The following is a 14,941-nucleotide window of genomic DNA, read 5'->3' as shown; positions in this document are numbered from 1 at the left end:
TATCGAGGATGGCCATGACACCTCGCTCCGCCACGCAACCGCTGAGGGAAGCCGACCGCGAGGCGCCGCTCCCTCACCGCCAAGGGCTGCTCGCACTCGCTTTCCACGAGGCCGGACACGCGGTCCTGCACATGGCTTACGGCGTGCACGTGATCGACGCCGAGCTCACCGTCTCGGTCGATGACCTCGGCTGGGGCGGCACCGTGAACGGCCGCGTGGGGTGGCTCGCTGACGGCGTCTCCGTGTGGCGTCTGACCGCCGCCTGCGCCGCCGGCCAGCTCGCGCAGGACCGCTTCCTACGAGAGGCCGGCCTGTGGACACCGGGACGTGCCGCAGAGTGCGAGTCCGGGGCCGCGCACGATGTGGGGATCGCCCTCGACCTGATCGCCACGTACGGGCCCCCGGACGCATGCGCCACGCGCACTCTGCCTACCGGCAGGTCCTGGGGCACGATCGGCGCGGTCGCCGAACGCACGGTGAAGCTCCTGTGGCCGCAGATCACAGTCGTGGCGCACGCGCTGGCCGCCCACACCGTCCTGTCAGGCGACGCCATCGCTGAGATCTCCGGCCTGACCAACCGGCCCAACCCTCAACTCGACGCCTGACAGCAGCGCCCTGTACCAGGCGTCACCCGCCAGCGGCCGAACACCTCAGGAGCGAGCAACGCAGCAATAGGCCGTCGGCCTGCTGCTCGATCCTCATCAACGCATCGCTCACACATTCCTCAGATGGCCTCCGGCCAGCCCCTCGTGGGCCTGGCCCCGAGGCCGTCGCAACCTGTCTTGGAGTGCCCGATGAACCCCGAACACCACCGGCCGACGGACCAGGTGATCAACCGCCCGGTCCCCGCCGTCCCCACCGCGATCTGGCCCTCCCAGAGCACGGCGATGGTGGCAGCCGAGCACCCGGACGTGACCATCTACCAGGTCCCCGTCCCGGGAGCCGTGCAGGTCCAACTGCCCGACGGCCGCATCGCCTGGGGCCGTCCCACGGAACACCACCTCACCCCGATCCCGGTCGACACCACACCGCGTGAGCCGATGCCCGCCTGGGCCAAGGCCATCGGCATGGTCGCGGGAAGTCTCACCGCCCTCTCCCTCGGTGGAGCGATCGCCCTACGCATCGCCGAACCGGCTCTGGGAGATCTCGTGGACGTCCTGGCCATGCTCTTCAGGGTCGGTCTCGTGCTGGCCGTGCTGCTCTTCGGCAGCGTATTCGCGGCCCGCCGCATGTCCGCCAAGTCCACCGGTTCCCCCCGACGCGACCGCGAGGTGGAGGTCCGGCAGACGATCATCATCGCCCCGACCGTCGACTCCGGCGGAACCCGCCTCTTCGGCCGTGCCGGCGACGTGAACGTCCAGGTCGGCGACCGCAATCGCAACAACCAGTAGCGACAGGCCATGCCCGGCTCGCGCGCATCCAGCAAGCCCAGGCGTCGAAGTCCGAACGTGCCAGTCGATGACTGCCCGCTCTCCGTGCTGCCCCGCCCGCAGTTCGTTCACGGGTGGGGGCAGCTGACTAGTGTCCTGAGTTGTTGATTCGGTTCAGATATCCGGCGAGGCGTTCGAAGATTTCGTCTGCGGTTTTCGTCCAGATGAAGGGCTTGGGGTCGTCGTTCCAGGTCTGGATCCAAGTGCGGATGTCCTTCTCCAGGACCTGGATGTTCTTGTGGACGCCTCGCCGTATCTGTTGGGTCGTCAGTAGCCCGAACCACCGCTCGACCTGGTTGAGCCAGGAACTGCTGGTGGGGGTGAAGTGGACGTGGAATCGCGGGCGGGCGGCCAGCCACCGCTGGATGGCTGGGGTCTTGTGGGTGGAGGCGTTGTCGCAGATCAGGTGGACGTCCAGGTCGGCCGGCACCTCGCGGTCGATGCGGGCGAGGAACTTCTTGAACTCCACCGCCCGGTGTCGGCGATGGATCTGCCCGATCACCTCACCGGTGGCGGTGTTCAGCGCGGCAAACAGCGTGGTGACCCCTCCCCGCACGTAATCGTGGGTGCGGCGCTCGGGCATCCCCGGCATCATCGGCAGCACCGGCGCGGACCGGTCCAAGGCCTGGATCTGGGTCTTCTCGTCCACGCACAGCACCAGCGCATGCTCGGGCGGCGCTAAATACAACCCGACCACGTCACGGACCTTCTCGATGAACTGCGGGTCCTTGGACAGCTTGAAGGTGTCCACCAGGTGCGGCTTGAGGCCGAAGGTCCGCCAGATCCGGGAGACCGCCGACTGCGACAGGCCCGCCTCGGCGGCCATCGACCTCGTCGACCAGTGCGTGGCGTTCTTCGGGGTGGTCTCCAGCGTCTTGACGATCACTTCTTCGACCTGCTCATCGGTGATCTTCCGCGGGGCGCCAGGGCGGGGCTCGTCCGTCAGCCCCTCCAGCCGGTCACGCACGAACCGACCCCGCCACCGGCTGACGGTATGCGCCTCCACATCCAGCAGAGCAGCCACGTCCTTGTTCGACGCCCCACCCGCGCACTCCAGCACGATCCGACACCGTAGGGCGAGGGCCTGCGAAGACGTCCGGCGCCTGGCCCAGCGGGTCAACGTCTCGCGCTCATCGTCGGTCAGTACCAGCTCAGCCTTCGGCCTTCCCGTCCTCGCCATCCGGCCATCATGCCGAACCACCACCGACTTACGCAGCGAAACAACGACTCAGGACACTAGGCCAAACAACCATAAAGGAGAACGCAATGTACGCGCAGTACACCACCGCCGCCGGCAAGAAGGTCACCGCCCGATCCGGCATGCTCTGCACCCCCCAGTGGACGTGCACCGGGTGCGGGAAGACCGAGTTTCCCCGCAGCCGTGACTTGGAACAGGCCGCCAGCAGCCACGCCAGCAGCTGCCGCCGCACCCGCTGACGCAGCACAGCGACGACTACTGCCCCGAGGAGTAGCCGCACCAGCTTGCTCCCCCGCTGCCAGCCGGTAGCCCGGGCGTCAGGACCCCCGCACCCCCTGGCCTGACGGCCGTAGATCCGACCAGCACCACGCCACACCCGACCAGGCCCCACCCACCAACCCGGACAAAAGGAGAAGTCGTGAGCGCCCGAAGCCACTACCTGCTCGGCGCGCTGAGCGGTGTCCTGGCACCACCATCCGACAGTGAAGGAACGGAACGCTCTGTGCCCAGCTCCGTTTACCAGTCCCCTCCGACCACAGTCACCTGCGTCCCCGACATCGCGCGCGTCGAGACTCCGCTGATCACGGGCCTTGCAGCAGCGATGCTCCACCTGGAGCACCTCGCGGAGACTGCCGGTACCCCCGAGGAAGAGACCGCGCTGCACAGCCAGCCCGTGACGCTCGAGCAGCACCGGTCCTACGTCCTCGACAACGCACGGCGCATCCGCGCAGCCCTCGACGCCATCACCGCCACGTACGAGGCACCGCCGGCCGATGGTGACCACGCCCGGCCCAACGCCCAGCTTGACCGCTCGCCGGAGCATCAACGATGACCGGCGCCCCCGCACAACCCTCGCGGTGCCCCGACTGCCGTGTCCTGCCGGGTGCAATCCACGAGACCGGATGCGATGTCGCCCACTGTCCGAAGACCGGCCGACAGCGAACGATGTGCGAGCACAACGGGGACTGCCTCTCGCAGTGGACCGGAGAGCCTGTCGGAGTCGCCGAGTGCCGCCAGTGGGACTGGTGGGTCGTCGACTCCGATGGAGGGCTCGTGCCCTGCGCCGGCGCCACGGACGGGGCCATCGAAGACACCAACCGCCTCCTTACGCACGCCCGCTGGGACCCGGGGCAGCAACGCTACGTCCGCCGTTGACGGGCCGCGCAGAAGGCGCCTCGTCAACACGCCAGCTCACACCGGCCTGAGCCCGCACCGCCACCACGCGCTCAGGTCAACGCTCACCATTCCCCAAGAACGAAGGAGACCACGTGGCCACCACGACCACGCCCACCGGTACCCATCCGTCGCCCGCGTACCAGGCGGCCCGCGCCGCCTACCACGAGCGGCTCATGACCGAAGGACCCCGCCCGGGGAACGCCCTGGCGTTCACCACCTTCAACAGCGCCGGGTTCCAGCCCTACCCGGAGGAGATGAGCATCGGCAGTGTGCGAGGCGCCGTCCGGGAGGCACGGAGCAAGCACACCGTCTACGAGTACGACGTGACCACCCCCAAGGGGCAGGCCCTCCGGGTGGTCTTCGTCCGCTACGCCGCCGACTACTGGACCGACAACCCGGACGTCACCCGGGTCTACGAGATCCCGGCCGAGACCCTGACCGCACTGTAGGCATGCCCGCTCTCCGTGCTGCCCCGGCCCGAACCCAAGACGGGTCGGGGCAGCGCGGTGACCCGGCACCACCTGCAGAAAGGACGTCTCTCGCATGCCGCTCGACGACGCCGCCCGGGTGCGGGCCGCCGCCACGGCCGTGTATTCGGCACTGCACCGCCTTCGCCAGGAAGTCACCAGCGTGGAGGCCTCGCTGGAGGTCCTGCGGCTGCTCGCGCTGGACAACCCCGATGACGGAATCCTGAGCGCCTTGGACGCCGTCGTGTCGACCGCCCGCGAAACGCTCCCTCTCATCGAGCTTGCCCTCGACGATGCCGACGACGTCGACACCGCCTTGCAGGAAGCCGAGAGCGCCATCAGTGACGGTGTCGGCCTGCGTATCCACCGCGCCCTCGCGATTCTGGTCCGGCTGGCTGCGGCCGCGAACACGCCTCGGGTAACTGAGCCGCCGGCCGCTGTGTCCGTAGCGGCCGCCGGTCTCCCGCCCGGCAACGGCGCGGTAGGCGTGGCTGAGGTCCTGCACGTCGCACTCCGGCTGTTCCAGAACCTCGTCGGCCGGGACTACGCCGGTGCAGAGCTCGAGCCGTCCCGCGAGGTGCTGGAGGTCATCTGGGCGGCCCTGCCGCAGGATGTCCGGCGCGACTACACGCAGAGGCTGGAGGCCTTCGCCGCTCAGCACCAGGAGCGTCTTGAGCAGCTGTACCAGGAGTTCGGGCCCCATAGCCCGCTGGCCGGCGACCGGTTATACGCACTGGTGAGGGAACCGGTCAGCCTCGTGTTGTGCGAGCACCTGACTGCCAGGCCCATGTGGCTGGCCGGCATCTGGCAGGACGAACTCCCGGACGAATGGCTGCAGGGCGGGGCCCTCGCGTGGAACGTGCCGCTGCCATAGCTCAGGACCGCATACGCAGCCAAAGTGGCCCGCCGATCAGACCGCTGAGACGGACTACGCAGCACCCCGTCTGCTGCGGACTGCCATCATGCTCAAATGGCCCACGACGTAGTGTTCTTCCTCGCCCCTGACGACGAGACGGCCGCCTCGACGCGCCTGAGGGGACCTGGCGAGGGCTTTGAGTCTGTGACCTGCCGTTTTATTGAGCCGGACACTGCCATAGCCGAGTGGGACATGTACTTCGAGGCGCCTTCGGTCGAGGCCCCGCCGCTTGAGCAGCTCTATACGTGGCGGCCGTGGCCGGAGTGGGTCACCGCCCCCTTGAACGATGGCGTTGAGGTGTTCGCTGTGCCGAAGCGCCTGACGCGAGCGCTCAGCAAAGCAAGTTCCGCCGAACTCGAAGATCTCGCGAGCCGCTGGATTATGCGGCTCCGGTCTGAGGACGGCGACGATATGACCGACGATGATCTCCTTGCGGTCTTGCAGGGCGTTGCCCGCCTCGCAGCGTCTGCGGCGAATACGGGTGGCGGCCTTTACAGCTGGAGCTTCTGACCGTCTCCCCGCGAGGGCCGCTCGTTCTTGACGCCGCTGCACGCCAGGAGCTCGGTCCCGGTGACGTCGAAGTACAGGGTGAAGAACCAAGATCGGTTTGCTGCGACGACGTTGCCGGTACGCAGTCGCTCGTCGCGGTGCCGAGCGCGGAGGATCTCAACGGTCTCGTCAAGGCCGAGGGTCGTCAGGCCGATCTTCAACGACCGTTTCATCCTTGTCGCAGCGATGCCGAGGACCATCCACTGTGGCGCCTGTCCGTCGTAGAGCATTACCTCGCCGCCGGCGGCGATGGCGTCGCGTGCTGCCTTGCAGGCACTGGTCTGGTCTTTGAGCATTGTGGTGATGTCGGGCTGACTTGGGTTCTCGTCCTCGGTGGCCATGCGGCGACAGTAGGCAGCGAACGCGGGCGTTGCTACGTAATTCGGCGTGGCGTGCGCGGGGCCGTTGGGCCGGGGGGCGCCTCAGGACCGCCGACCCAGCGGAAGACGTCCGTCGATGACGATGCTACTTCGCGCTGATGGCCCCAGCCTGCGTGCGGCATCGTTCCAGCCCTGCAGTCACCTCTTCGTGGTCCGGGCGGTCCTGGCTGGCCAGGAGTTTGCCAGCCGCGGTCATGGCGGCCCGAAATTCGGGTGGTGAGCCGGGGGCCCGGCACCGTGATCCGCCACCCTGGCGCGCCGGGCCATCGCACCGTTCACGGCGGACCTCCGCCGCTGCTGGCGCCTTGCAGCCGTGTCGCACTCGCCTGGCCCGACGTGCTGTCGGCACTCGCGCGGCGTCCCTGAACTCCTGCAGCACGTCCCGGGACGGACGACAGGCAACCAACCCCGTCCGTCCCGGTCCCGTTCCCTCCCGGAGTACGAGAAGGAGAACCCCAGTATGAGCTCTCGCTTACCGCTCGCGCCCCCGACCGGCCGTGTCGCGCTGGCTGCCGCTGCCGCAGCCGCGGTGCCGCTTGCCGCCGCGTGGACGGCCCACGCCGTCGTCCTTCAGCGCCGCCTGGACCGCGCCCGCCGTGACCCGCTCACCGGGTTGCTCACCCGGCCCGGCTTCGCGCTCCACGCCACGTCCCTGCTCGCCCGCTACGGCGACCAGGTCACGATCGGCTTCGTCGACCTGGACTTCTTCAAGCAGGTCAACGACACCGCCGGCCACCAGGCCGGGGATGCCGTACTGATCGCGACCGCCCGCCGGCTCCAGGAATGGGCGGGCCGCCACGCCGCGTTGGGCCGCCTCGGTGGGGACGAATTCGTGTTCGCCGCGCCGCTCACCCCCGCCCGCCGGACGCTGCGGCTGCAGCAGCTGATGAACGCGCTGCGCCAGCCCGTCGACCAGGTCCCTATGGTGTCGGCGTCGATCGGAGCCGCCACCGCCGGCGTCATCGGCACCCGTTGTTTCTCGTCGCTGCTGCGGGCCGCCGACGTTGCCATGTTCCGTGGCAAGCACTCCGGCCAGCCCATCGAGGCCGTCCCCGAGGACGTCACTGCCACGACCGTCAACGGCCGTCGCGCCGGACGCCCCGGGACCGCCCTCGACATGGCTCCGGCCGCCTGAGATCAGGCCACTCCCCCGCACCACCCGCCGACCCGGGCGCGGCAACGCCAGCACACCACGGCGTTCTGCCGCGCCCGTTTCCCTCGCTGGCCGCACCCCTGCAGACCAGCGCGTCATCCCCGGACATGCGAATGGCGGCCCTCTCCCGGCAAGGACGCGGCCGCCATCGCTCCGGACCGTCAGTACAGAACGGAGACCCACATCATGCACGCACCTACCCGCGCGGCGCAGCCTGCCAACGGATCCCCCACTCCAGGCAGTCCCCCCGACATCCAGACCAGCGAGGCCCTGAGCGGGCCCGGTCAGCTGTGCCCGCCCTGCCGCGTGGCGTGGGCCGGAGCCGAGGCCGACTGCTGGAACTGCGGCATGCCCGGTCAGGCGGGACAGCGCGGGTCCGCGCTGCAGCACCTCCTGGCCCAGACCCGAGGCGACGAACCCGTGGGCGAGGACCAGGAATGGAAGGCGGCCGCAGCATGAACGTTGACATCGCAGCGCTTCGCTCTCTCATCGGGACTCAGGCCCTCAGCGACCACCTCGCGGCCGCAGTCGCCGAGCTGATGGCGGACATCGGCTTGCCCTACAGCGAGGCCTGCAAGCGCGTCACCGAGAACGCCGAGGCTGGCGATCCGAACGTCATCGCCGCCACCCGGCAGACCTGGGTCCGCACCCCTGACGCCGACACCGAGCAGATGCCCGTCCGGCGCCTGTATGTCCTCGAGCGCAACCGGCGCACCGTGGTCGTGGCCTTCCTCGATGTCGACCAGGACGGCGACGCCGACGACGCCGGCGAGAACTCCCGGATCGGCCCGCTGCAAGCCCACGCCAACGATCACAGCGCTGGCACCGAAATCGGCGTCGAGATCCTGAGCTGGTTCTTCGAGCTGGAGAAGTGGGAGCCCTTCGAGCACCTGCTCCCCACCTGCGACCGCCCGGCGAAGGCCGAACCGCAGGGACCGCCGTCATGACGCGCACCGGCACCGACGACGACATGCTGCAGCGGCTGCTCGCCGAGAGCGTCATCCCCGTACCTCAGCACCACCCGGGCCGGGAGCCGCTCACCGCCGGGCAGGTCGCCCGCAACCGAGCAGCCCTCGAAGAGATCGCCAACTGCTCCACGCCTCGGCCCGCCGCCGTACACCCGTTGCCGTCACGGGCAGCCAAGCCCCGGCGGCCGGTGTCTCCGCGGCACAGGTCGCATTCGAAGAACGGCGTACTGGCTGTCACCGTGCCGCCGCCGTCCTCCCACTGCATCGCCCACGGCCACCAACAGGTGATCAGCCGTCGCTGGCCGCTGCACTGGCGCGGAACCCTGCTCATCCACGCCGCCCAGTACCCCGACCACGCAGCCGAGCAGCTCCCGCACATCGCCCGCGCCGTCCCCGACCCCGCCATCGCCGTACGCGGCGCCATCGTCGCCATCGCGACCATCGCCGACAGCCACCAGGCCAACGGGACGTGCTGCGCCCCGTGGGGCGACACAGGCAGCGACCAGTTCCACTGGCGCCTCGCCAACGTCCGGCCCCTGCCCACGCCCGTGCCATGCGACGGCGCGCAGCGCCTGTGGCCACCCACCCAGCGCGTCCTGGACGCCGTCGCCAAGACCTTCCCCCTGATCCGATACGCCACCGGGAGCCAACGATGAGCCCCTCCCCCACCGACGACCGGCCGCAGCTCACCGCCGCGCAGGCCGTCGCCCTGTCCCTGCTGGCCGATGACCACCGCGCCGACCAGATCCAGCGGCGTACCGGCGTCGAATCGCACGAGCTGTACCCGCTGGCGGCCGCCTGGCAGGTCACCCCGGCCTGCGGCACCGCCGAGGGCGCCGAAGTTCGCCTCGCCCGCGGTGAGAAGCCCTGCACGAAGTGCCTGACGGCCAAGGGCATCGCGGACTCGCGCGCTGCGGCACGGCGACGCCGCAAGGAGGCCAAGCAGGACGCCCAGCGCACCCTCGTACGCGGCCCGCGCAGGCGCGGTGCCACGGCCGCGACCGGCAGCCGCCGCGCGGGCAGTGGTCGTCCCGTCCCGTCCGGGAGGGCCTGATGACGACCATGCTGGGATACCTGGACGAGCGGATCACCGGCGGCGCCGAGCGCCGAAGCGTGCGGTTCCGCGTCATCGTGTCGCCGACCAGTAACGGCGTCGACGAACTGATCATGCCGTGCCGCATCGACGACGCCGCGATGGCTGCCGAGTTCTTCGCCGCCGCGTTCCGAGTCGACGACCTGGTCCAGGTCACCGGGCACCTGCACGGCACGGGAGACGGCGGTCTCTGGCTCCACGTCTTCAAGATCCATCGCCTCGACACCGCGCCGGTGTACCCCACCGATACGGCCGCCCGAGCAGCAACACTGCACCTCGCGAGTGATGACAACGCCGGCAGCGACGAAGCCAAGCACATCGTCGCCCACAGCAGCATCACCGGCGAGGACACACCCGGCCTGATGCCCGTGTCCGGCGAGCACACCACAGCGACGGACGGCCAGCACGGTTCCGCGTCCCACGTCTCGCGACAGGAGGTCACCACATGAGTCTGCTTCCGACCGTCTGCTGGACCGGCATCGTCTACCGCGAGGTCGCCGCAGGCGACGATGCAGGCAGCACGGCGCGGCTGCGCCTGGTCGTCCTGTCCGCCGGGGAGTCGGCCACCCAGCTCATCATTCCCTGCTCCGTCAAAGATCCGGTCCTCGCCCGCGTCGTGCTAAGCGAACTGACGTCCGGCTGCATCGTTCGCGTCACGGGGACTCTGCGCATTCCGAACTCCGACGACGGGTTCTGGCTCGACGTCACCAGCGTCGAACGCCTCCTGACCGTGCCGGTGCCGGACTTCACCAGCGGACAGGGCCTACCCCAACGCGGGCCGTGTGTTGCCTGGGAGGGCTACGTCACCGGTGAAGTCCACGCTGGCACCGGAGCGGCCGCCCACATGGGGCTGATCGTCTCCTGGACCGACGACCCCGTCGATGAACTCGTCATGCCCGTAGCGATCAGCGACCCCGCGCTGGCACAGGACCTCACGGAACTGCAGGAAGGCCATCACCTGCGGCTGACGGGGCACCTGTGCCTGTCGCCCAGCGGCGACACCCTGTGGCTGGAAGCCACCGGCACGGAAGTCCTCGACGCACCCGCCCTGTGCGTGATCGGCGATGGTCCGGCGTCCCTGTACTGGCACCACATCCACGGCACCCGTGACCGCTCGTACGTCGTGGCGGACCTCGGAGGCAGCCACCTTTCGGTCTGGAGCCCATCCGGCTACTGGGTGGGATACGCCTTCGGGCCCGGTGAAGTCGACACAAAGATCGCGGAGTACGAGCAGAAACTTACCCGCGACAGCTGACGTGCTGACCTCCCTCCCCCGCAGCGGCCTCCGTGCCGCCTGCTGCCCCGGCCCGCCCAATCGGGCCGGGGCAGCAGCCATGCCAGCCCGCGACAACACACGCCAGGAGCACCGTCCATGCTGCACAGCGCCCAACCCGCCGCTGCCTCGCCGTTACCCACGATGTCCCCGGAACGGCACCCCACCGCCGCGACGACACGGCCCACCGTCAAGCCCCCGTCCGAGAACCCGACGGTGCTGAAGGCGAACCTGACGTCCGCCGAGAGCGAACTCGCCGAACGCCGCGAAGACCGTCGGAAGGTCGCGGCCTTCATCAACAACCCGGTCTACGACCTGGCCGCCCGCCAGGCCCTGGCCGAGGATCTCGGCATGCCCGGCCCCCGCATACCCGCCGCGTCTTCGAGCGGGCTCGTCACCGCAGCCGGTGAGGCGAGCTGATGGGAGGCCTCACCGCCCTCTTCGGAGAGCAGACCGGCACTTTGCGCGCCCGGCAGTTCGGCCGCAGCGACAAGGTCCACGACCTCGAACTGCTGCCCGCCGACCTCCGCATCCAGGAGTTCCCGATCACCGCGCACACCACCGTCACCGGCCCCCGCAAGGAAGGAAGCCACCGATGAGGTACGTGGCCACGATCATGCCTGTCCACGGCGACGGCACCGAATGCGACCACCGGACCGCGCGCGGCGGCAAGCCCACGCAGCAGGACTGCACCGGCCGGACGTCATTCCGGGCGACCTGCAGCGGCGGCAACTGCAGGTGGGACCAGAAGCACCCCGTGCGGTCCGTGCTGGAAGTCCTCCGGGACACCCACCTGACCAGCCACGTGACGACCGGCCGCGTCCCGGCGCCCGCCGGTCACGCCCCCCACTGACTCCCCGGCCGGCACCGCACCCCACTGGAAGGCACCTCCGTGAGCAACTCCACCCGCGTCACGGGGCGGTTCACCATCGACCCGCCCCTGTCCTGGGCTGAGATCAATGGCAGCCCCTTCGCGTCGGACAACCGGCGCGACTCCGACCTCCAGCTCGTCATCGATGAGGAGACCGTCGACACCGCCGACGGGACGCTCCTACGCCGTACGTCTGCCGCCCTGGTCATGCGGGAGATCGACGAATACCGCGCCGACAAGCTCCTGGCCCAGGTGCAGAAGGCGGTCGACGACTTCCCCGGCCACGAGTGGGCCGGACGTCTCGACTGCCAGGGCGAGTACGGCCCCGACATGTGGCGCGTGTACGTCCGCGACGGCCAGGCCGTCCGAGTCGAGCCCCGCATTGTCTGGCCTGACGACGCCGACTGACCCACGCCACGGCTGCCCGGCGCACCGACAAGGCACCGGGCAACCAGCGCTCCCTCCTTCGCTTGCCCACCGAAAGGAACAGCACGTGACCGACACCCGCACGGCCGCCGTCCCCGCCGGTGCCTCGACGCCAGCCGAGGTCCTCCTCGACCTCACGCAGATGCACCTCGACGCCGCGGTGACGCCCCAACCCCGCGATCCCGGCGCCCAGGCCTGGCGGTCCAGCACCGCGAACCTCGCCGCCTACGCGGCCCGCCTGCTGCTGTCCCTGCAGTCCGCCGACCCCGCGGCGGCCGCCGCGCTCGCCCAGCACTTCGACCACATGTACCGCCGCGGCGACCTGCAGTTCGAAACGTGCTGGCTGGAGAAGCACGTCCCGCTCCCCCACAACACCACCTTCGAGGACCTGATTCAGGTGGCCCGGGGCAGCGCGGTCCTCGCCGAGGCCGCCACTCCCAACACCCACCAATCCTTCCCCGACGCCACCGCGGCGCAGGGCTCCTCCCCCACGACCCGCGACCAGACTGAGCTGGACGCCCTGCGGCGGCACGCGGTCGAGGTGCGCGTCCCGGTCGGATACCGCAGCGGAGGATACGGCGAGGTCGTCATCCGCCGCGAGAGCCTCGCCCGCGATGCGTGGTGCGTCACCGACGGCGCGAACACCAACGCCCAGGTATGGCTGGACGGCTGCTGGGTCCCGATGAGCGAGACCGGTCTCACCGCCGCCCACGCCTACGACATCGCAGCGGCGCTGGACGCCGCCGAGCAGGCCGCCGCCTTCGAAATCTCCCACGCCAACGCCGCCCCGGCCGGCACGCAGGAACGCTGACGCACTCCCCCACTCCACTGAGGCCCCGGACCGCACACGGTCCGGGGCCTCAGCTCGTCCACGCCGCCCAAGCGGCAGAACAGGACCAGGTCCCGAGTGAAACTCACCATCCCCCACGGCGCCCTCGGTGACGTGGTCGGCGTCGCCGCCCGCGTCCTGCCCACACACCCGCCCGTGCCCGTACTCGCAGGGTTACAGCTCGAAGCGACCGGCGGGCAACTGACCGTCTCGGCCTTCGACTACGAGACCTCCCTGAAGGTCGCCACCCCCGTGGACCTCGCCGAACCAGGGAAAATCCTGGTGCCCGGCCGGCTGCTCGCCGACATCGCCAAACGGGCCCGCGGTACGGTCACGCTCCACGCCGACGACAGCAATCTCACTGTGGAGTACGGCAACTGCCGCTTCGCTCTTCCGACACTCCCCCTCGACGAGTACCCGTCACTGCCGGCGCCGCCCGCCGCGTCAGGGACGGTCGACGCGGCTGAATTCGCCGCGGCTGTCGCCAAGGTCGCACTCGCCGCAGGCACCGACGACACGGTGCCGATCCTGACCGGCATCGGGCTTGCCGTCGCCGACGGTCAGCTCACGCTGGTCGCCACCGACCGCTACCGGGTCTATTCGCAGTGCACCGGGCTTCAGCCCGGTGGTGAAGCGAATCTGAGAGCTGCTTCGACCTCAGCTGTGTGCACGTGGTGGTTTTCGCCGTTGAACTCGACCAGCTCGGCCTCGAAGTTCTCGTACACGGCTCGCATGATCTCCTCACAGCGTGTCAGATGTCGGTCGGCGAGAACGGAGTGCCGGTACTTCGTCACGAAAACCAAGTGGACATGCATGCGGAAAACACAGCGACGACTCGTACGAATGTTCCCATCGATAGCCATAAGTCAAATATGTATCGTGATCCGCGTGCAGCTTCGGTACAGCTTTCGCCTGTACCCGGGCGCCGGTCAGCGCGCCGCGTTGGCGAGGGCGTTCGGGTGTGCGCGGGTGGTCTACAACGACGCGCTTCGCGCTCGGGAGACCGCCCGCAGCGAAGGAATGCCGTTCCCGAAAGCCGGGGACCTGTCGAAGCAGCTCATCACCGGGGCGAAGAACACCCCGGAACGGGCCTGGCTCGGCGAGGTCTCCGCGGTCGTCCTCCAGCAGTCCCTCCGCGACCTGGACACCGCGTACCGGAACTTCTTCGACGGGCTGAAGGGCAAGCGCCCGCGCATGGGCGCACCCCGGTACAAGTCGAAGCGGGACACGCGGCAGGCCGTTCGCTTCACGGCGAACGCCCGCTGGTCGATCACCCCTGGGAAGAAGCTGCGCCTGCCGAAGATCGGCGATCTCAAGGTGAAGTGGTCCCGCACGCTGCCCTCGACGCCGTCCACGGTGACCGTGGTCAAGGATTCGGCGGGCCGGTACTTCGCGAGCTTCGTCGTGGAGACCGACGCGTCCGAAATGCTGCCGGAGACGACGCCCGAGGCGGGCATCGACCTCGGGCTCGGGCACTTCGCGGTCCTCTCGGACGGCACGAAGATCGACAGCCCGCGCTTCCTGCGCCGGGCGGAGAAGCGTCTGAAGAAGGCGCAGCGGGACCTGTCCCGCAAGGAGAAGGGCAGCAGGAACAGGGACAAGGCCCGGCTGAAGGTCGCTCGGGCACACGCCCGTGTCGCGGACGCGCGCCGCGAGTTCCACCACCAGCTCTCCACCAGGCTGATCCGCGAGAACCAAGCGGTCGCCGTGGAGGACCTGGCGGTCAAGGGACTCGCCCGCACGCGCCTGGCCAAGTCCGTCCACGACGCCGGATGGTCGGCGTTCGTGAGCATGCTGGAGTACAAGGCCGCCCGGTACGGGCGCACGCTGGTGAAGATCGGCCGCTTCGAGCCGACCTCCCAGGTGTGCTCGCGGTGCGGTGTGAAGGACGGCCCCAAGTCCCTGCACCTCCGTGTGTGGACGTGCGGGGCGTGTGGGGCGGTCCTGGACCGGGACATCAACGCGGCGGTCAACGTCGCCAAGGCGGCCGGACTGGCCGTGTCAGCCCGTGGAGCGCAGGTAAGACCCGGAATCCTCCCGGCACCGCGCAGCGAAGCGGGAACCCACCCGACACCGCAGCCTTCAACGGCGCGGTAGGCGGGAATCTCCCCCCTCAGGGACTCCGTTGGGAAAGTCGTAAATCGGCTCTCGGGAGCGGGTCATGCCGCAAGGGTGAGGCGTGCGAGATGGGAGACGCGAGTGGTGCCGAGTG

22 protein-coding genes and 2 pseudogenes are annotated in these 14,941 nt (G+C 69.5%); 21 read left to right on the top strand and 3 right to left on the bottom strand.

From position 1 onward, the window contains the following. Positions 1-14 precede the first annotated feature (14 nt). On the top strand, positions 15-605 hold the full coding sequence (locus ACFV3E_RS36690; RefSeq protein WP_500539295.1) for a hypothetical protein: 591 nt from the start codon (positions 15-17) through the stop codon (positions 603-605). A gap of 189 nt (positions 606-794) precedes the next feature. Further along, positions 795-1,391, top strand: a complete 597-nt coding sequence (locus tag ACFV3E_RS36685; protein WP_500539293.1) for a hypothetical protein — start codon at positions 795-797, stop codon at positions 1,389-1,391. 127 nt (positions 1,392-1,518) lie between these two features. On the opposite strand, the gene ACFV3E_RS36680 is transcribed toward ACFV3E_RS36685, so the two are convergent. Then, entirely contained in the window at positions 1,519-2,610 is a 1,092-nt protein-coding gene (locus ACFV3E_RS36680) for an IS630 family transposase (RefSeq protein WP_500539418.1), read from the bottom strand. An 86-nt stretch (positions 2,611-2,696) separates the two neighbouring features. On the opposite strand from ACFV3E_RS36680, the gene ACFV3E_RS36675 reads away from it, so the two are divergent. The 5 genes from ACFV3E_RS36675 to ACFV3E_RS36655 all read left to right on the top strand — a co-directional run bounded on the left by ACFV3E_RS36675 (position 2,697) and on the right by ACFV3E_RS36655 (position 5,697). Next, a complete protein-coding gene (locus ACFV3E_RS36675; protein WP_500539291.1) occupies positions 2,697-2,867 on the top strand; it encodes a hypothetical protein in 171 nt (56 codons plus the stop codon). A 179-nt stretch (positions 2,868-3,046) separates the two neighbouring features. Next, complete coding sequence (locus ACFV3E_RS36670) at positions 3,047-3,460, top strand: hypothetical protein (protein ID WP_500539289.1); 414 nt, start codon at positions 3,047-3,049, stop codon at positions 3,458-3,460. Between the two features lie 436 nt (positions 3,461-3,896). Then, the gene (locus tag ACFV3E_RS36665; protein ID WP_500539287.1) at positions 3,897-4,253 is read left to right on the top strand and encodes a hypothetical protein; all 357 of its coding nucleotides are present in this window, start codon (positions 3,897-3,899) and stop codon (positions 4,251-4,253) included. A gap of 94 nt (positions 4,254-4,347) precedes the next feature. Beyond that, positions 4,348-5,145: a hypothetical protein gene (locus ACFV3E_RS36660; protein ID WP_500539285.1), complete on the top strand. Its 798-nt coding sequence runs from the start codon at positions 4,348-4,350 to the stop codon at positions 5,143-5,145. 96 nt (positions 5,146-5,241) lie between these two features. Next, entirely contained in the window at positions 5,242-5,697 is a 456-nt protein-coding gene (locus ACFV3E_RS36655) for a hypothetical protein (protein WP_500539283.1), read from the top strand. On the opposite strand, the gene ACFV3E_RS36650 is transcribed toward ACFV3E_RS36655, so the two are convergent. Then, positions 5,679-6,077 carry a hypothetical protein gene (locus ACFV3E_RS36650; RefSeq protein ID WP_500539281.1) on the bottom strand — a complete coding sequence of 133 codons (399 nt, stop codon included), beginning with the start codon at positions 6,075-6,077 and terminating at the stop codon, positions 5,679-5,681. The genes ACFV3E_RS36655 and ACFV3E_RS36650 overlap by 19 nt on opposite strands. Before the next feature lie 499 nt (positions 6,078-6,576). Here ACFV3E_RS36650 and ACFV3E_RS36645 point away from each other — a divergent pair, with 499 nt between their 5' ends. The 13 genes and pseudogenes from ACFV3E_RS36645 to ACFV3E_RS36585 all read left to right on the top strand — a co-directional run. Beyond that, positions 6,577-7,251, top strand: coding sequence for a GGDEF domain-containing protein (locus ACFV3E_RS36645; RefSeq protein ID WP_500539279.1), 675 nt, complete (start codon positions 6,577-6,579; stop codon positions 7,249-7,251). A 204-nt stretch (positions 7,252-7,455) separates the two neighbouring features. After that, positions 7,456-7,728 (top strand): hypothetical protein, encoded by a 273-nt coding sequence (locus tag ACFV3E_RS36640; protein ID WP_500539277.1) that lies wholly within the window; start codon positions 7,456-7,458, stop codon positions 7,726-7,728. After that, positions 7,707-8,216, top strand: coding sequence for a hypothetical protein (locus ACFV3E_RS36635; protein ID WP_500539275.1), 510 nt, complete (start codon positions 7,707-7,709; stop codon positions 8,214-8,216). Before ACFV3E_RS36640 ends, ACFV3E_RS36635 begins: the two co-directional genes overlap by 22 nt. Beyond that, on the top strand, positions 8,213-8,893 hold the full coding sequence (locus tag ACFV3E_RS36630; protein WP_500539273.1) for an ASCH domain-containing protein: 681 nt from the start codon (positions 8,213-8,215) through the stop codon (positions 8,891-8,893). Before ACFV3E_RS36635 ends, ACFV3E_RS36630 begins: the two co-directional genes overlap by 4 nt. Further along, on the top strand, positions 8,890-9,291 hold the full coding sequence (locus ACFV3E_RS36625; RefSeq protein ID WP_500539271.1) for a hypothetical protein: 402 nt from the start codon (positions 8,890-8,892) through the stop codon (positions 9,289-9,291). Before ACFV3E_RS36630 ends, ACFV3E_RS36625 begins: the two co-directional genes overlap by 4 nt. Continuing rightward, a complete protein-coding gene (locus ACFV3E_RS36620; RefSeq protein WP_500539269.1) occupies positions 9,291-9,779 on the top strand; it encodes a hypothetical protein in 489 nt (162 codons plus the stop codon). Before ACFV3E_RS36625 ends, ACFV3E_RS36620 begins: the two co-directional genes overlap by 1 nt. Further along, positions 9,776-10,585 carry a hypothetical protein gene (locus tag ACFV3E_RS36615; protein WP_500539267.1) on the top strand — a complete coding sequence of 270 codons (810 nt, stop codon included), beginning with the start codon at positions 9,776-9,778 and terminating at the stop codon, positions 10,583-10,585. Before ACFV3E_RS36620 ends, ACFV3E_RS36615 begins: the two co-directional genes overlap by 4 nt. Positions 10,586-10,702: 117 nt before the next feature. Next, a complete protein-coding gene (locus ACFV3E_RS36610; protein WP_500539265.1) occupies positions 10,703-11,023 on the top strand; it encodes a hypothetical protein in 321 nt (106 codons plus the stop codon). After that, the gene (locus ACFV3E_RS36605) at positions 11,023-11,202 is read left to right on the top strand and encodes a hypothetical protein (RefSeq protein ID WP_500539263.1); all 180 of its coding nucleotides are present in this window, start codon (positions 11,023-11,025) and stop codon (positions 11,200-11,202) included. The genes ACFV3E_RS36610 and ACFV3E_RS36605 overlap by 1 nt, the downstream gene beginning before the upstream one ends. Further along, on the top strand, positions 11,199-11,456 hold the full coding sequence (locus ACFV3E_RS36600; protein ID WP_500539261.1) for a hypothetical protein: 258 nt from the start codon (positions 11,199-11,201) through the stop codon (positions 11,454-11,456). Before ACFV3E_RS36605 ends, ACFV3E_RS36600 begins: the two co-directional genes overlap by 4 nt. 39 nt (positions 11,457-11,495) lie before the next feature. Then, positions 11,496-11,882, top strand: a complete 387-nt coding sequence (locus ACFV3E_RS36595; protein WP_500539259.1) for a DUF6205 family protein — start codon at positions 11,496-11,498, stop codon at positions 11,880-11,882. An 85-nt stretch (positions 11,883-11,967) separates the two neighbouring features. After that, positions 11,968-12,711, top strand: a complete 744-nt coding sequence (locus ACFV3E_RS36590; RefSeq protein WP_500539257.1) for a hypothetical protein — start codon at positions 11,968-11,970, stop codon at positions 12,709-12,711. Positions 12,712-12,807: 96 nt separating this feature from the next. Continuing rightward, positions 12,808-13,314, top strand: a pseudogene (locus tag ACFV3E_RS36585) (DNA polymerase III subunit beta family protein); the annotation flags it as partial. Positions 13,315-13,394: 80 nt separating this feature from the next. On the opposite strand, the pseudogene ACFV3E_RS36580 reads toward ACFV3E_RS36585, so the two are convergent. Then, positions 13,395-13,592: pseudogene (locus ACFV3E_RS36580) on the bottom strand (transposase); the annotation flags it as partial. A gap of 25 nt (positions 13,593-13,617) precedes the next feature. Between ACFV3E_RS36580 and ACFV3E_RS36575 the strand changes: the two are divergent. After that, positions 13,618-14,826, top strand: coding sequence for an RNA-guided endonuclease InsQ/TnpB family protein (locus tag ACFV3E_RS36575; RefSeq protein WP_500539416.1), 1,209 nt, complete (start codon positions 13,618-13,620; stop codon positions 14,824-14,826). The last annotated feature ends 115 nt before the right edge of the window (positions 14,827-14,941 follow it).

Source organism: Streptomyces sp. NPDC059718 (genome assembly GCF_042733315.1).
Classification (GTDB): Bacteria; Actinomycetota; Actinomycetes; order Streptomycetales; family Streptomycetaceae; genus Actinacidiphila.
The sequence above is the reverse complement of the archived record's forward strand: the minus strand, read 5'-3'. Positions and strand labels throughout refer to the sequence as shown.

Bases quoted from the DNA above. Each gene is read 5' to 3' on its own strand.
- ACFV3E_RS36690 (WP_500539295.1), top strand. From the start codon at position 15: ATGACACCTCGCTCCGCCACGCAACCGCTGAGGGAAGCCGACCGCGAG.
- ACFV3E_RS36685 (WP_500539293.1), top strand. From the start codon at position 795: ATGAACCCCGAACACCACCGGCCGACGGACCAGGTGATCAACCGCCCG.
- ACFV3E_RS36680 (WP_500539418.1), bottom strand. From the start codon at position 2,610: ATGGCGAGGACGGGAAGGCCGAAGGCTGAGCTGGTACTGACCGACGAT.
- ACFV3E_RS36675 (WP_500539291.1), top strand. From the start codon at position 2,697: ATGTACGCGCAGTACACCACCGCCGCCGGCAAGAAGGTCACCGCCCGA.
- ACFV3E_RS36660 (WP_500539285.1), top strand. From the start codon at position 4,348: ATGCCGCTCGACGACGCCGCCCGGGTGCGGGCCGCCGCCACGGCCGTG.
- ACFV3E_RS36655 (WP_500539283.1), top strand. From the start codon at position 5,242: ATGGCCCACGACGTAGTGTTCTTCCTCGCCCCTGACGACGAGACGGCC.
- ACFV3E_RS36650 (WP_500539281.1), bottom strand. From the start codon at position 6,077: ATGGCCACCGAGGACGAGAACCCAAGTCAGCCCGACATCACCACAATG.
- ACFV3E_RS36645 (WP_500539279.1), top strand. From the start codon at position 6,577: ATGAGCTCTCGCTTACCGCTCGCGCCCCCGACCGGCCGTGTCGCGCTG.
- ACFV3E_RS36640 (WP_500539277.1), top strand. From the start codon at position 7,456: ATGCACGCACCTACCCGCGCGGCGCAGCCTGCCAACGGATCCCCCACT.
- ACFV3E_RS36635 (WP_500539275.1), top strand. From the start codon at position 7,707: ATGGAAGGCGGCCGCAGCATGAACGTTGACATCGCAGCGCTTCGCTCT.
- ACFV3E_RS36630 (WP_500539273.1), top strand. From the start codon at position 8,213: ATGACGCGCACCGGCACCGACGACGACATGCTGCAGCGGCTGCTCGCC.
- ACFV3E_RS36625 (WP_500539271.1), top strand. From the start codon at position 8,890: ATGAGCCCCTCCCCCACCGACGACCGGCCGCAGCTCACCGCCGCGCAG.
- ACFV3E_RS36620 (WP_500539269.1), top strand. From the start codon at position 9,291: ATGACGACCATGCTGGGATACCTGGACGAGCGGATCACCGGCGGCGCC.
- ACFV3E_RS36615 (WP_500539267.1), top strand. From the start codon at position 9,776: ATGAGTCTGCTTCCGACCGTCTGCTGGACCGGCATCGTCTACCGCGAG.
- ACFV3E_RS36610 (WP_500539265.1), top strand. From the start codon at position 10,703: ATGCTGCACAGCGCCCAACCCGCCGCTGCCTCGCCGTTACCCACGATG.
- ACFV3E_RS36605 (WP_500539263.1), top strand. From the start codon at position 11,023: ATGGGAGGCCTCACCGCCCTCTTCGGAGAGCAGACCGGCACTTTGCGC.
- ACFV3E_RS36600 (WP_500539261.1), top strand. From the start codon at position 11,199: ATGAGGTACGTGGCCACGATCATGCCTGTCCACGGCGACGGCACCGAA.